Here is a 14,739-nt window from a genome sequence, read left to right on the forward strand (position 1 = left end):
CGTAACCAGATTGCAGGCGCGTTCAAAAACGGCCAGCGTCTGAGCGACAAACGACCCCCGGGCGAATTGTTGTTGCACCGGGCGGCTGATTGAACGAGCAACGGCCCACGCTGTCATAGCGTCATTCCCGCTACGATGATAGCAAAAGTATGGCTTGCTGTCAAAAACGGATTGGGTTTGCAATAATGCCAATATAAGGTTGACTGGTAAGATCAAGTTTTCTTGTGGCGTAGGCTAGAATTTTGTATAATCAATCTGATTGAAAGTATAATACCTGCTGTTATTTGTGCATTACGTTTTGAATGGTAAACTACCCGGAATATTAGCTGGAGGGAAATTGAGTGGCTGCGCAAGCTTTATACCGCAAATGGCGTTCCCAAACTTTTGCTGAAGTCATTGGGCAGCAGCATGTGACCCAAACGCTGGTCAATGCGTTAAAGTTGGAACGCGTGGCCCATGCTTATCTTTTTGCCGGGCCGCGGGGCACGGGCAAAACAACTACGGCCCGCTTGCTGGCCAAAGCCGTCAATTGCCGGGCCGGTGATATAGCGGCCCGGCCGTGTAACGAGTGTGATATTTGCCTGGCCGTTAATAAAGGTCATTTGTTGGACTTGATTGAAATTGATGCGGCCTCGAATACGGGCGTGGACGATATTCGGGATTTGCGGGAGAAGGTCAACTTCCGGCCCGGCCAGGCCCGGATCAAGTTTTACATTATTGACGAAGTCCACATGCTTTCCAACTCTGCCTTTAATGCGCTGCTGAAAACGTTGGAAGAGCCGCCCGGCCATGTTATTTTTGTGCTGGCCACTACGGAGCCGGAGCGGATTCCGGCCACCATCACCTCGCGCTGCCAGCGTTTTGATTTCAAACGGATCAAATTGGACGATATTGTGGGGCGCCTGAGTTATATTGTGGAGCAAGAAGGACTATCGGCTGAACCGGCAGCCCTGGCCTATATGGCCCGGCAGGCGGGCGGCTCAATGCGGGATGCCATCAGTTTGTTGGACCAACTGGCGGCTTACGGCAGCGAGACCATCACCCTGGAGTTGGTGCGTTCGGTTTTGGGGGCGGTTACTTCACAGGCGGTCATCGCCCTGGCGGATGCGCTGGTAGACCAGGCGGTGTCCACCGGCCTGGACATCATCAACCGGATGATTGACGACGGCGTAGACCCCCGCCAACTGGCCCGCGAAGTGGTGGAATACTTGCGGGCCGTGATGCTGGCCAAACTGGGTGATGGGGCGGAGCTGCTGAATCTGCCGGACGAAACCCTGAAAGCTGTTAAGGCCCAGGCCGCCAGAGCCGACGCCCAAGCTATTGTGCGGGCCACTACACTGTTCAACCAGGCGTTGGGTGACATTAAATCAAGCCTGCTGGCAGTGCCGCAACTGCCGTTGGAGTTGGCCTTTGTGGCCGCCACAACGCCGGCAGGTGAGCGGGCGGAAACGGCAGTATCGCCGCCGGCCGCGGCGTCTCCGCCGGCCGCGGTCAAGGCCGATGCCCCGGCCAAGTCCGTGCCGGCCGCGGCAACTGGCGAGCCGCGAGCGGACCTGACCATTGACACGGTGCGGCAGTATTTTGACCGGGTGTTGCAAGATATTGAGAAAAAGAACAAAGTGATGGCCGAGGCGTTGCGCAGCCAGGCCCGTTTGTCCAAAGTGTCGGGGAACGAGATATATTTTGTCACGTCCGAGATGTTAAAAAAGCGTTTTGAAAAACCTCAACCCCAACTGGCCATCAACGAGACCTTTAGCCAAGTGGCCGGGCAAACGGTGATTGTCCGTTTTGTGGTTGAGGCTGCTGTTTCGCCAACGGAAAAACCGGGTAGTCAAGAGGCTACGGATGAAGACGCAGCGGAATTGTTAAAAATAGCCGAGGAATTGGGCGGAAAGATTGTTAAATAGAACGTAATGTGTGCCCTTGGGTATATCACGTTTTATGTATCGCGGAATATGGTTTTATAGGAGGATTTTATGGCCAAACGAAGAGGTAAGGGTAAAGGATTTTCCCTGGGTGGAGGCGGCATGAATATGCCGGGCGGCATGAAAGGCGGCCTGGCTGGGCAGTTGCAGGCCATGCAGCAGCAAATGATGGAGAGCCAGGAGGCTCTTGGCGAAAAAACGGTTGAGGCGAGCGCCGGCGGGGGCGTGGTCACCGTGGTGATGACCGGGCATTACAAGTTGCAATCCATCACTATTGACCCGGAAGTGGTTGACCCGGAAGACGTTGACATGCTGCAAGACCTGATTATGGCCGCCGTCAACGAAGCGGTGGAAGCCGTTCAAAATCTAACCGCCGACGAGATGAGCGCCTTTACGGGCGGGCTGAATATCCCGGGATTATTTTGAGATGCAAGTTACACCTGCCCCTGTGACCAAATTAATTGATGAATTTTCTCGATTGCCGGGTGTGGGGCCAAAAACCGCTTCCCGCTTGACCTTTTATTTGCTGCGCAACCCGGCGGAGCATGCCCTGGCCCTGGCCCTGGCGTTGCGTGAGTTGCACGAAAAAGTGGTCTTTTGCTCTCAATGTTTTAATATTGCGGAAAGCGACCCCTGCCCGGTGTGCAGCGATGAGCACCGCGACCGATCGCTCATTTGCGTGGTGGAAGAACCGCTTGACGTGCTGGCCATTGAACGGACCCGCGATTACCAGGGCCTGTATCACGTTTTGCACGGCACCATTGCGCCGGTGGAAGGAATAGGGCCGGAGGATCTAAAGATTGCCGAATTGATTGACCGCGTGCACGCCAGCAAAGACAACGTGCGCGAGCTTATCATCGCCACCAACCCCAATTTGGAAGGCGAAGCAACGGCAATGTATATTGCCCGCCAATTCCAGGGGCAGGCGGGAACCATAAAAATTACCCGGCTGGCGCGCGGGCTGCCGGTGGGCGGGGACCTGGAGTATGCCGATGAAATTACCCTCAGCCGGGCCTTAAGTGGTCGCAGCGAGATTTGAGAATCTCGGCTCCGGCTAATGGGCCAGTATCCGGGCCAGTTCCTCTTTTTTGATCTTAAGCAGCCCGGCCCGGGGCAGGCGTTGTAAAAGAATGGCCCAATGGTTATCTTTAGCAAAAACTTCTTTGAATATGGGCAGCGCCCCGGCCACCATGCCGGAATTGGCCAGGGAAACGGCGCGCCAGAATTTCATTTCCAGGTTGTCGGGCAGCATGGCCTCGGCGGCGCTGTAGGCTTGTAGCGCCCCCTCTACGTCACTTTTTTCCAGGGCCTCGTCCCCTTTGTTCATATATTCATACGCTCTAAAAACAAACAGCAGCCGCTTTAATTCCTGCACCGGCTCAGGATGGTCTTCCACTCTCAGGTCAATGAGCCGGTCGGCCCGGATTTGGCCGGTAGCTTGGCCTCTCACTACCACTATGGCCGCGGACTGTTTGCCGCGAATGTCGCCGCCGGCGGACTGCGCGGCTTCAAGCGCGCATACCATCCTTTCGGCCAGCGGTTCCCGGCTTTGCGCAAAGGCGGCGGCCATGGCCGGCCAAACCGTGTTGTTCAGCATCATATTGGCCTGCGTTGAAAAGCCGACGCCCAGGTAGTGGCCCGCTTCGGCAATGCATTTTTGGCCGGTGTGGGCGGCCACATTGCCTTGCGCGTCAAGCACAGCCAATTGCCTCACTGCCCGGCCTTCGTCGGCGGTAATTAATTCCGCCACCACCTCCGGCGCGGTTTTGCCCTGCTTGAGCAATTCAAGACCCTGCGGCCCATAAGCAATATTCACTAACGACTGCGTGGCAATCGCGCCCACCCCGGCCTCGGCCCAGGGCACCAAGGGGCCAACGGAAAACCAGTGGGATTGCACGGCCACGCCCATCTCGCCGGTGAGGGGGTCGCGGGCTACAATGGAGAAGGTGTGGGCTAATTTACCTGGAGTTAAAGTCCGTCTTTTCATCATAAGATTTGGTCAAAGAAACAGTCCATCTTTTAATAGATGGACTGTTTGGCAACAATTAATGGCGCAACAAAAAGCTGTTTTAGAACTGGGAGGCTGTCATAGAAGTGGCCGCGCCGTTGAGAATAATCCCCAACACCACGCACACCGACCACACTATCATCACGTTCTTGATATTTAGCCTGGTAACGTTCATCCAGCCCCAAATAAAGGGATAAAGCGCGCAGATAATACCCAAAATCCCGTGCAACACTCCCTTTTCTTGAAACAGCTTGATGAGGACCATAATCCAACAAACAAGTGAACCTATTCCTACAATTATAGCCAATATACTTAAAACAGTTGCCATTCTTAAAAACTCCTTTCTTTTGGTAAATAAAGTGATTTTATTGGAAGTTATCCCATAATTAAATTAAAAAAGGCTTCCCGGAAGAATAACAACCGGATTAGCCAATAGAACACCAAACCCAGCAATAAGATACCCACAATGCCGGTGTGACGTTCTACTATTTCAATCCGGCTGACAACCGAATGTTTTTGCGAGGCGGGTAAAACAGACACGCCGGCGATAGTGATTAGCGCCAGTAAGAAGAAAGGAGCAAAGGCATGCAGGGTAAGCGAGGTTTGCCAATGGCCGTGCAATAGGACCGCTATGGCCCGGGATAGGCCACAGCCCGGACAGGGGAAGCCCAACTGTTGGGCCGGGCAGGGCCAACCGGGTAATCCCAGTATGGTCAGCCCGGCATGTAACATGGCGGCACCAACAATGGCCAGGCTGATGGCACGACTTTCTAAAATAGGGGTCAGAATAGGATTAGAGAAGGCACCTTTTAATTGCGAAATTAAGGGAAGGGAAGATGCATTTTGCAGCATACGGCCTTACCTGAGAGGGTGTTTCTTAAATTTCATTTCGAGGCCGTTAGGCCGAGAAATCTCTTTAACATTGGCCAGGAGAAGATTTCTCGTCGCTACGCTCCCCGAAATGACATACTGGCATATTTAAGGAACACGCTTTGAGTCCCAATCCTTTAAGCGCTGAAAGATAAACAAAACTGCTTAACTATATCATAACTCCGGGTAAATCGTCAAGCAAAAAATGGAAAATTTAGGGTTGGGGTTCCGCCGCTATTCCGGCGGGGGCAAGCGTAAATGCCAATCCCCGGCGTTCCAGGTGACGGTATCATAAATATGGGGCGACACGCCTTGCAGGGCCAGGTTGAGGGCGTATACATCGGGGAGGGCCAGGAGAGGGATGTGGGGCAGGTCCTGGTGCAAAACGGCGGCCAGATCGCAGATCAGCACCCGGCGGCGGTTGTTGGGCAGGGGCGCGTGCAGGGCGTCAAAAATATCTATCAAATCCAGGTTGCGGTAGCGGCTCACGTTAAGCCCGGCCACCGGGTTATCCCGCGTGGGGATAGAGCGAGGGTCAAAGTAGTCGGTCAGGTACGTGGTGGGATCAACCCCGTAGTAGCCGTCGTCCCACAGGTCCAGGTCAAAGTTGCCGCGCAATTCCAGGCCGTTGTTGGCCCAGGTGTTCCACAAGCGGCTGCCCTCAACCGTTTCGCGTTGCAGGTCAATGCCCACTTCGGCCAGCATGCCTTTTATCAGGCGGTGGGCGGTTTCTAACTCGTCGCCAAATTCAACGTAGGTGTAACTTTTTAGGGTCAAAGGCGCGCCTTCGGCGGCTGTGCCGCAGCCCCGGCAGCGCCGCACGTTTTCGCCGGGGTCAAGCACCCATCCGGCTTCGTTCAGCAGGGCGGCAGCCAGGCCCGGATCATAGGGGTAGGGCGAGATGTCGCAGCCAAATTGGAACAATTCGGTGGCCACGGGCCGCCCCCGGTTTTGGAACGCCTCTTCATTGAGGCGGCCCACGTTAAGGGCGTAACGAACGGCCTGCCGAACGCGCGCGTCGGCCAGGGCCGGATGGGGTATTTCGGAGTCAAGGCTGCCCGGCCGGCTTAGGTTAGGCACCAGGCGAAGCACAAAGCGGGCCGGATCGGTTTTAAAAACAATAATGCTGCCGCTGCTTTCCATGCGGGCCAGTTCGGGATCGTCGGGCCAGAGGTCAAGATGGGTATTGCCCCGTTCCAGTTGGCGGCGGCGCAGGTCCGGGTCAGGCTCAATTTCCAGCACCAGTTGCGAGGCCAGGGGCCGTTCGGGGATGAAGTAGTGGGGATTTGGTTCAAAGGTCAAGCGCACGCCGGGAATCCATTGGGCCAGCACAAAGGGGCCGCTGCTGACCGGCTCAAAGTTGCAGTCCCAAAACAGCATTTCGTCCGGGTTGCCGCAGTGGTGGGCGGGCAGCACGCCGGTGCCCTGGCCGCCAAATTGGATGAGGTAGTTGGGGTAAAATTCGCGGTAGTGCACGATGGCGGTCAGGGGGTCGGGCGTTTCAATGTTCTCAATCAGGTCAAAGCCGGGGGCCCAGATGCCGCTGTCGCGCAGGGCCTGCCAGGTAAAGCGCACGTCGCCGGAGGTGAAGGGTTCACCGTCGCTCCAGTGGAGGCCGGGGCGCAGCGACCAGGTGACGGTGCGCCCGTTATTGCCGAGGCCGCCGTTTTCCAGGGTGGGCAGGGCGGCGGCCAGCTCGGGGTAGTAGTTGCCGTCCGGCCCAATTTCGGCCAAAGCGCCGTAGACCAGTTCGCCGATCAGGGCTTCGTAGCCGGTGTTGTTCAGGTAGGCGTTAAAACTGGGCGGGTCGGCCGGGATGGAGACGATGATGGCGTCGTCTTTTACGTCTACGGCCAGGGCCAGGGGCGGTAGGGTGGCGGTAGGCGGCGGCGTGGCCGGCGAATCGCCGGGTTGAACGGGCAGCTCGCAGGCGGTTAAAAACAGGCAGGGCAGGAGCATAAGCGCCTGAACAACAGCAGAGAGTTTATTCTTTTTGGCCCGGCCCCAATTTGGGCGGATGGTAAGTTTCATTTTCACAATGGTCTATTGTAATGCAGGGGTAAGGGAGCGCAAATTTAGGCGGCGGATGTGCATGGGGCAAAATTATCTACCTACCAGCCGGGGGAGCAAACGGAACGCTTCAATTTTTAAAAGGAAACCGGCGACCAGGTAAACGGCCAGGCCCAAAGCGCCGCCGCCAATAGCCATAAAAAGGGGAGATGGGGTGGGCAGCAGGTTGATCAGGGCAATCACGGCCAGGCCCATTGTTCCGGCGGCCAGTAGGGAACGAACCAACGTATTAAGGATGAGGCCCGCCTCGATACCGCCCAAACGCCGGTGGGCAATGACCAACATGAGCAAAACCTCTACGGTTACGGCCACGCCGTTAGAAAGGGCCAGACCGCCGGCCTTGAGGGTTTGGTACAAAGCCAGGGCCAGGGCCAGGTTAATGACCATACTGACCAGTGAAGTTAGCAGCGGGGTGAGGGTGTCTTTTTGGGCGTAGAAGGTGCGGTTGACCACTTCCAAGGCGCAATGGGCCAGCAGAGCCAACGCCCAGAATTGAAGGGATTGGTACACCGCTGCGGTTGAATCTGGCCCAAACTCGCCCCGCTCAAACATTACCTGGATAATGGGCCGGCCCAAGACAATCAAACCTACCATGGCCGGAACGGCCAAAACCAGGATAATGCGCAAGGTCAGGGCCATTGTATGGCGCAGGCCGGGAAGATCCCGCCGGGCGGCCAGTTCCGACATAGTGGGAAACAGTGCAATGCCAATGGCCGAGCCGATGATGGTTTGCGGCATTTGCATGAGGTCCCACCCATAATCTAAGGCCGATACGCTGCCTTCGCCCAAAAATGAGGCCAGCCGGTAGATGACCACAAAGTTAATTTGAATAACGGCTACGTTCAATACGCGCGGCCCCATCAGTTTGATGACTCGCCGCAAATCCGCATCCCTCCAGTTGAACAGCGGATAATATTTTACGCCGTAGCGCATAAGGCCGGGCAGTTGGATAAACAAATGCCCCATTGACCCCAACACCGCGCCCAGGGTGAGGCCGTACACCCCCATGCCGGGCGCTAAATAAACCGCTCCGCCAATGATGCCCAGGTTGTAAATGAGGGGGGCAACGGCGGGCAAAAAAAAGTGCTGGCGGGTATTCAAGACCGCGCCCGCTAGGCTGCTGACGCTAAAGACGATGGTTGAGATCAGGGCCAACTGCATGAGCCTGGCCGTGAGAAATTGCTCCGCCGGGGCAAAACCGGGGGCAACGATGGTTTGCACCAACGGGTGGGCAAACAGCGCGCCCATTGCCGCCAGCAGGGTGACGGCCAGCAGCATGGTGTTCAACACGCTGCTGGTCAGTCTCCAGCCGTCAGGGTCGGTGGCAGGTTGGCGGGTGAGCCGCTCGCTGAGAATAGGGATAAAGGCCGTGCCCAACGCGCCGCCCACAATGAGCATAAAGAGGATTTCGGGCAGGCGGAAGGCGGCCACAAAGGCGTCGTAATCGCTGCCGGTGCCAAACCTTTGGGCAATAACAATTTGCCGGGCAATGGCTAATATTTTATTGGCCAAAAAGGCGGCCATCAAAATGCCCGTGGAACGGATGAGGTGGAAAATCCTGGTTTTGGAAAACATCACCCTATGCTCCAGGCTCTACGATCACGTGGCCCACTATTGCTCCTGCTCCATCGCTGGAAATTTGCCCCGTAACGCCTTCGCTGGGATAGGGAGGCTGGCTGTTGTAGACGATTACTTCGAGCCGGTAAGAGCCGGGGGGTGTATCTGGGGCCAGGGGCAGGGTGTAGACGTTGAGGGCCTGGTTCAGGGCCGGGTCGGCGATGGGCCAGGCCGAGGTGCGAAAGTGGCGGTCGTTCAACAGGTCTTTATCCAGTTGGGCCACCACTTGCCCGTTTTCATCGCGCAAGCGCAGGGAAACTTTGTAATCAACGTCTGTGGCCCGCAGCAGGGTAAAATGAAGCGTGGCCCAGGCCGGGTTGTTAACGGCCGTAACGGGGCTGTAGGCCGCTCCATCCAGCCGGAGCGTGTTGCCAAAAGTGGCGTTGAAGGAGGGGAGGTCGGTTGGCAGGCTGAAGGCGGTGGTAGCCTTTGGCAGGCTGAACCACTCCACGCGGTAGCCTTTAAAATCGCGCCGGCCCAGTTGTTGGCCGAATTTTTTGGCCAGAAAAGGGATAACGCCGCGAGGGTCGGTGTCGCTGCCAAACCAGGTGACCCAGTAGAGCCGGTCCCGGCCGGCGGCTTCGCGGGTGAGGGCGGCGGCGGCGGTATGGATGTCAACAAAAAGATAGCGCGCGGGCGCGGCCAGCCGGTTTTGGTAATAGTGAAAAGGGTGGGGCACGTCAAAGTAAATGATGTCGTTGGGCGTGGTTTCGGCGGCCAGCCAGGCGGTTACGGCGGCGGAGTTGTCTTTAAAATAAGTTTCATTGGTGTAGTAGCTGTGCAGGCCGGCGCCAAAAACAAGGATAGGCACGGCGAGCAGGCCGTAAAATAAAAAACGCAGTTTTTGACCTGCCACCCTTGACCCCGCGCCAAGGCCAACGGCCAAAAGCAAAAACAGGGCCGGCGTGGCCGGTATCAGGTAGCGCGGCTCAAAGGAGGGCTGGCGCTGCAAAACAATAAAGTAGGCAGCCAGGGGAACGGCCAGCCAGGAGGTCAAAAAAAGAAAGGGGATGACAAGTTTAGCCCGGTTGGCCCCAAAAACAATGAGCCAGCTAACCAGCAGCACGGCGGCGATGCCCGCCATGCCCCACCGCGCCGGTATGGGATCCATGGTGAGGCCGGTGGTGTAGGCTTGCCAACTGCGGCCGATAAAGTGCGCCGGGCCGGGAGGGATGAGGTTGGGATTGGTATAACCCGCGATCTGGCGCAGGGCCAGGCTCAGTTGCGGCGTAAAGAGCAGCAGAATGCCGGCCTGGGAGGCCAGCCAATAGCCGGCCCGGATTTTTAACGTGGCCGGTTTTGGAGTGAATTTACTTGTACCCAAACCCAGTTTGGGCACAAGGCCAAAAACCAGCCAGGCTAACCAGGCCAGATTATGGAAGATAAGCAGGAAGACGGTGAAGTAATGGGTGTAAAGACAGGCGGCGGTCAAGAGAATATAGAACAAGAGGAATTTGGGTTGGTTATAGGCTGTGCTTTTTTGGCGATTGGCCGAAAGCAGCCGCCACAGGGTAAAGGTGCTGGCCGCGGACAGAAAGGCCAGCATGGCGTAACTGCGCACTTCTTGAGCGTAGGCCACGTACATGGGGGAGAGGGCGGCCAGGAAGGCGGCCAGAGCGCGGGCCGGCCGCGCTGAAGGCCGGTACAGCGAGGCCGCAAATCGCCAGAGCAGGGCCACGGTGAGCGTGCTAAAGAACACCGATAGATAACGCAGGGCAAATTCGCCGGAACCGGCCAGGGCGAGCCACAGGCGCAGCAGGGCAAAATAGGCGGGGGGATGAACGTCCATGGCCGGGAGGGTGGGGATTTTCGAAAGCGGGTGAGCGGCCACAAAAATACTGTGTCCTTCGTCCCACCAGATGCTTTGAAAATTGAGGTGGTAAAGACGGAGGGCAAACGCCAGCCCCAAGATCAAAAGCGGCAAAATGGAACGATACCGGCCGAAGATGGTCATCATGCTGGAGCGGGCTAACCCAGTTCTTCGCGCACCGAATAGATGGGCTTATTCTGGCTTTCGTGGTAGGTGCGAGAGATCATCTCGGCCAGCAGGCCCATAGTAACCAGTTGCACGCCCACCATCACCAATAAAATGCCAAACCACAATAAGGGCCGTTCGGCCAGGGCCTCGCCGTAAGCCAGTTTCATAAACGTTAAATAAACGCCAATGATGACGCCCAGGCTAAAACTGAACAGGCCCATCAGCCCAAAAATTTGGATAGGGCGCGTGGAGTAACTGAGCAAAAAGCGGATGGCCAGCAGGTCCAAAATAACCCGCGTCACCCGGCCCAGCCCGTACTTGCTGGCCCCGTATTGGCGCGAACGATAATTGACCGGCACTTCGGCTATGGTGACGCCGTAGTAACTGGCAATGGCCGGGATGAAGCGGTGCAGATCGCCGTAAAGATTAATATTTTTGACCACTTCCCGGCGGTAGAGTTTTAAGGCGCAGCCGTAATCGTGCAGGTAAATGCCGGTGCCGGTGGAGATGAGCCAGTTGGCTATTTTGGAGGGCGCTTTACGGGTGAGAAGAGGCAAAAAACCTTCTTGCCAGCGTTTGACCCGCCAGCCGCTGACAATGTCGTAACCTTCATCCAGTTTAGCCAGCAGTTTGGGAATATCGGCGGGGTCGTTCTGCAAGTCGGCGTCCATGGTGATCACCACCTCCCCCCGCGCCCGGTCAAAACCGGCGGCAAAGGCAGCCGTTTGTCCAAAGTTACGCCGGAAACGGATCAGCCGCACCCGCTCGTCGCGGGCGCGGAGTTTCCTCAGTTCGGCAAAGCTGTTGTCGGTGCTGCCGTCGTCAATGCAGATGATCTCAAACGCGCGCCCGGTTGATTCCAGCACGGGGGTCAATTCGTCCAGCAGGTGGGGGATGCTTTCAACCTCGTTGTAAATTGGCAGGATCACGCTTAGTTGAATATGGTTCATAGTTATTCCCGGTAGTCAATGATTTCGGTTGGCCCGCTTTCGGTTGTGGCCGAAACCACGCCCCGCGCCCCGCGCAGCAGGTAAATGATCCCGCCGATGAGGCCGGTGCAGACATTGCCCAAAAAGTAAACGGTTAATGACATAGCCACGGCGATCTCGGCCGGCACCCCCACCTGGCTGAACAGTTGGCGGTAGGTTTCTTCGCGCACGCCCAGCCCGCCAACGCTGATGGGCAGCAGCAGAACCAGGGAGGCAATTGGCACAAAAACAGCATATTGAGCCAGCGTTGCCCGCGCGCCCAGGGCCAAGCCAATAAACACATTCATAGCAATGAGCGACACGTTGAACAGTAGAGCCACCAGGTATGATCGGGCCAGGGCGGGCAGGGTATAACGCTGGAACGACTCAAATAAATTGCCGACCATTTTTATCCCGGTCAAACGGCGAAACAAGCCCAGGTGTTTTTGCAGCGTTTGGTATAACGGCCGGTTGATGAGCAAAAAACCCATCACCAGCCCCCCGCTGAAAATCGCGACGGTAAAGTAAGCCACTACCGCCGGAACCGCGTCCCAGTCAAAGAGCAGGGCCAGCAGGGCCAGGGCCTGCAACGCGGATAATCCCAGGAAGCGGTCTACCAAAACACTGGTCACCGCATCGGAGGCGCGCTTGCTGTGCCGGTTCAACTCTACCATCCGCATCGCGTCGCCGCCCAGTCCGCTGGGCAGCAGGTTGTTAAAAAGAAAGCCGATAAAATAAATGGCCGTTAACTCGCCCAACGACACCGTTACCCCAATGGCGTCCAGCAGTATTTTCCAGCGCCGGGCGCGAATAACCACGCCCAGCATCATCATGGCCAGGGCGGCCGCCAGCCATCCCCCGTTTGCCTGTTGTACGGCCAGCCAAAGTTTTGGCAAGTCAATTTTGTAAAAAATAAACGCCAGCAGCCCGACACTAACGGTTATTTTGAGCAGGTTAAGAATGATAGACCGATGACGATGTGAAAACTCTATGACAGGGCGAAGTTGATGGTTGAGGGTGGTCAGGGCGTTAACGATTTTTTGCTTCATTTTTATATTAACATTCATTCAATTGAATGAACGTTATTCCTTGATAATTTGATGATATTTTTCTAAAGCCAGCTCCATCTGACCGGCCTCGGCCAAAGCTGCGGCTTTGTTGGCCGGCGGCCCCTGCCATTTGAAATTAAACGAAACGGCTTCGCGGTAGGCGGCAACGGCAGCCGGAAGATTGCCAAGCAATTCTTGGGTTTCGGCCAGAGCAAGCAGGCCGTCCACCCAGCCCGGAAAAATATTTACGGCCGTTTGGTAAGGGGCCAAAGCCTCTTCCGGCCGGCCCGCCGCTACCAGGGCATCGCCCCAGGCGCGCAAGGCCGCCGCCTGCGCCGTGCGGGGGTCGGGGTTGAGCACGCCTTGGGCTTCGGCTTGGGCGGCCCAGGGATAAGCCGCGTCTACGGCTTGGGCGGCCAGGTCAAGGGCGGCGGCGGCCAGCAAGGCCGGCTCGTAAACCGTCAACTGCGGTTCAGAAAGCGCCACCCCGGAAAAAGTGATATTTTGCAGGGCCGGCGATTCGGCCGGCGCAAAACGGTTGACGGCCCACACCTGCCCGCCGTTGGCCCGCAAGGATTCAGCGTGACGCTCAATATTAGTCACCATTGCCGCTGGTGTCAAAATTTGGGCCTGCCCGCGATAATAGTAGCCAATGAAGCGGCCCTCATCCCAGAGCGGGCCGGCCAGAATGATGTCGGCGGGCGCGGCGTGGGCATCCAGATAAGCGGCGGCGCTGCGCCAATTGGGTTTGGTTTGGTTATAGATGTCCAGGGTGGCCATAAAAGAGACGGTTGCCAGCAGCCAAAAGAGGAAGACCACCAGGTTGGCCGGCGGCGGCCTGGTTGCGCCTGCTTGAGGGCCGGCGGGAGCGAGGCCCCGCGCCTTGTTGGCGTATTGATGCGCCGCCCGGCCAACCTGGTAAACGGCGTAGGCCGCCGTAACCAAATAAACGGGCAACACAAAGGCATAACGAAATTGCAAAGCGCGGGGGTCGCCCAAGAAGATGGGCAACGCGACGGGCAGCCCCAGCCAGAGGGCGGCAAAAGCGGCCAGCGGCCAGCGGCCGCGCCAAATCAAAAAAATGAGGCCAATGATGAACAAAAGGAAAAATATCCAGGCCACCGGCTCCGGCGATGGCCCCAGGGCCTGCACCACGCCGCGCATAAAATCTACGGGCCGGCCTACTCCGCCCTCAATTGCGCCCACAGCGGCCCGTTTGCGCAAAATATTAAAAAGAACCGGCCACCAGGGGGCGTACAGAAGGAAGACGGCCATAACAACGGCGCTAAAACCAACAATTTGTAACCTGTAATTTGCGATTTGCGATTTGCGATTTGTAATTTGCAATTTGAGAATCAGAAAAAAAAGGAAACCCGTCTGAGCCGCCAAAATGAGAAAGCCGAAGTACATGGTGTAAATATTGGCGGCAGTGGCCAGGGCAAACGCCAGCCAGCGAGTCCATTGCCGGGGTTGAGCCAGGGCGCGAAAGAAGAGCCAGGTGGAGAGAGCGGAGAGGAACATGAACAGGGCGTGCATGCGGGCTTCTTGAGCGTATTTGACGGCGATGGGAGCCAGGCAGAGGAGCAGGGCGGCAGACGTGGCGATGAAGCGTGAGGCGTAATGCATACGTGATACGTGATGCGTGACACGTGATAGGTGATACGCTAAACGATAGGTGACAGCGACGGTGAGAACCGTAAAGATGGCCGAAGGAAATCGCCAGAGCCAATCCGAAACCTGGGTGGGTAAGGCGGTGACGCCGAGGGGCACGGTGAGACGGGCGAAGGTGCCGGCCAGCAGGTAGTAAAGCGGCGGGTGAATGTCATTGGCCGTCCAGCGAATGACTTCGCCAACGGATTGGTTGGCAAAGGTGGCCGTGAAGATTTCGTCGCCCCAGAGGCTATCGGCGGCCAGGGCGTGGAGGGTGAGGGCCAGGGAGAAGGCGACAAGGAGAAGGGGGGAGAAGAGGGAGGAGAGCGGAGGTTGAGAGTTTTGTGTTTTGACTGGTGGGTTGGTGTTTGTCATTTGACGTCACGAATTTTGGAGGGTGCTAATTTGTTCCCTCGTACATTCGTGCTCTATTTTGGCTGGCAATTGGATTTTTGTCCAATTGGAGGTAGTTATATCAAAGAGTTCCCAATCTCATAGTCTGATCCAACTATTTCCCCCATCATCTGAACGGAAAACACCCGCAGAACCGGCAATATAAATGATTTGACTGTTTGTCGGGTCAAGGGCAATGCTTTGGATATAC

12 protein-coding genes are annotated in these 14,739 nt (G+C 56.7%); 3 read left to right on the forward strand and 9 right to left on the reverse strand.

Annotated elements, in window-relative coordinates:
- Positions 1–341 precede the first annotated feature (341 nt).
- From dnaX to recR, 3 genes are all read left to right on the forward strand, one after another.
- Positions 342–1,907 carry a DNA polymerase III subunit gamma/tau gene (gene dnaX / locus JW953_11580; GenBank protein MBN1993331.1) on the forward strand — a complete coding sequence of 522 codons (1,566 nt, stop codon included), beginning with the start codon at positions 342–344 and terminating at the stop codon, positions 1,905–1,907.
- 69 nt (positions 1,908–1,976) lie between these two features.
- Positions 1,977–2,351 (forward strand): YbaB/EbfC family nucleoid-associated protein, encoded by a 375-nt coding sequence (locus tag JW953_11585; protein MBN1993332.1) that lies wholly within the window; start codon positions 1,977–1,979, stop codon positions 2,349–2,351.
- Between the two features lies 1 nt (position 2,352).
- On the forward strand, positions 2,353–2,964 hold the full coding sequence (recR, locus tag JW953_11590) for a recombination protein RecR (protein MBN1993333.1): 612 nt from the start codon (positions 2,353–2,355) through the stop codon (positions 2,962–2,964).
- A gap of 15 nt (positions 2,965–2,979) precedes the next feature.
- Here recR and JW953_11595 read toward each other — a convergent pair whose 3' ends face one another.
- The 9 genes from JW953_11595 to JW953_11635 form a co-directional block, all read right to left on the reverse strand.
- Entirely contained in the window at positions 2,980–3,915 is a 936-nt protein-coding gene (locus JW953_11595; protein MBN1993334.1) for a DUF1028 domain-containing protein, read from the reverse strand.
- Between the two features lie 79 nt (positions 3,916–3,994).
- Entirely contained in the window at positions 3,995–4,261 is a 267-nt protein-coding gene (locus tag JW953_11600) for a hypothetical protein (protein MBN1993335.1), read from the reverse strand.
- A gap of 47 nt (positions 4,262–4,308) precedes the next feature.
- Positions 4,309–4,785 carry a DUF2752 domain-containing protein gene (locus JW953_11605; protein MBN1993336.1) on the reverse strand — a complete coding sequence of 159 codons (477 nt, stop codon included), beginning with the start codon at positions 4,783–4,785 and terminating at the stop codon, positions 4,309–4,311.
- A 252-nt stretch (positions 4,786–5,037) separates the two neighbouring features.
- A complete protein-coding gene (locus JW953_11610; GenBank protein ID MBN1993337.1) occupies positions 5,038–6,834 on the reverse strand; it encodes a peptide ABC transporter substrate-binding protein in 1,797 nt (598 codons plus the stop codon).
- A gap of 72 nt (positions 6,835–6,906) precedes the next feature.
- Positions 6,907–8,448 (reverse strand): murein biosynthesis integral membrane protein MurJ, encoded by a 1,542-nt coding sequence (gene murJ / locus JW953_11615; protein MBN1993338.1) that lies wholly within the window; start codon positions 8,446–8,448, stop codon positions 6,907–6,909.
- 4 nt (positions 8,449–8,452) lie between these two features.
- Positions 8,453–10,447, reverse strand: a complete 1,995-nt coding sequence (locus tag JW953_11620) for a glycosyltransferase family 39 protein (protein ID MBN1993339.1) — start codon at positions 10,445–10,447, stop codon at positions 8,453–8,455.
- 11 nt (positions 10,448–10,458) lie between these two features.
- Entirely contained in the window at positions 10,459–11,418 is a 960-nt protein-coding gene (locus tag JW953_11625) for a glycosyltransferase family 2 protein (GenBank protein MBN1993340.1), read from the reverse strand.
- Between the two features lie 2 nt (positions 11,419–11,420).
- Positions 11,421–12,485 (reverse strand): flippase-like domain-containing protein, encoded by a 1,065-nt coding sequence (locus tag JW953_11630; GenBank protein MBN1993341.1) that lies wholly within the window; start codon positions 12,483–12,485, stop codon positions 11,421–11,423.
- A 33-nt stretch (positions 12,486–12,518) separates the two neighbouring features.
- Positions 12,519–14,510, reverse strand: a complete 1,992-nt coding sequence (locus tag JW953_11635) for a glycosyltransferase family 39 protein (GenBank protein ID MBN1993342.1) — start codon at positions 14,508–14,510, stop codon at positions 12,519–12,521.
- Between the last annotated feature and the right edge of the window lie 229 nt (positions 14,511–14,739).

It is taken from the genome of Anaerolineae bacterium (assembly GCA_016931895.1).
GTDB lineage: Bacteria > Chloroflexota > Anaerolineae > 4572-78 > J111 > JAFGNV01.

Coding starts and splice junctions, on each gene's coding strand:
- JW953_11595 (MBN1993334.1), bottom strand. CDS start 3,915: ATGATGAAAAGACGGACTTTAACTCCAGGTAAATTAGCCCACACCTTC.
- JW953_11635 (MBN1993342.1), bottom strand. CDS start 14,510: ATGACAAACACCAACCCACCAGTCAAAACACAAAACTCTCAACCTCCG.
- murJ (MBN1993338.1), bottom strand. CDS start 8,448: ATGTTTTCCAAAACCAGGATTTTCCACCTCATCCGTTCCACGGGCATT.
- JW953_11600 (MBN1993335.1), bottom strand. CDS start 4,261: ATGGCAACTGTTTTAAGTATATTGGCTATAATTGTAGGAATAGGTTCA.
- JW953_11620 (MBN1993339.1), bottom strand. CDS start 10,447: ATGATGACCATCTTCGGCCGGTATCGTTCCATTTTGCCGCTTTTGATC.
- JW953_11625 (MBN1993340.1), bottom strand. CDS start 11,418: ATGAACCATATTCAACTAAGCGTGATCCTGCCAATTTACAACGAGGTT.
- JW953_11610 (MBN1993337.1), bottom strand. CDS start 6,834: ATGAAACTTACCATCCGCCCAAATTGGGGCCGGGCCAAAAAGAATAAA.
- JW953_11605 (MBN1993336.1), bottom strand. CDS start 4,785: ATGCTGCAAAATGCATCTTCCCTTCCCTTAATTTCGCAATTAAAAGGT.
- JW953_11630 (MBN1993341.1), bottom strand. CDS start 12,485: ATGAAGCAAAAAATCGTTAACGCCCTGACCACCCTCAACCATCAACTT.
- JW953_11585 (MBN1993332.1), top strand. CDS start 1,977: ATGGCCAAACGAAGAGGTAAGGGTAAAGGATTTTCCCTGGGTGGAGGC.
- recR (MBN1993333.1), top strand. CDS start 2,353: ATGCAAGTTACACCTGCCCCTGTGACCAAATTAATTGATGAATTTTCT.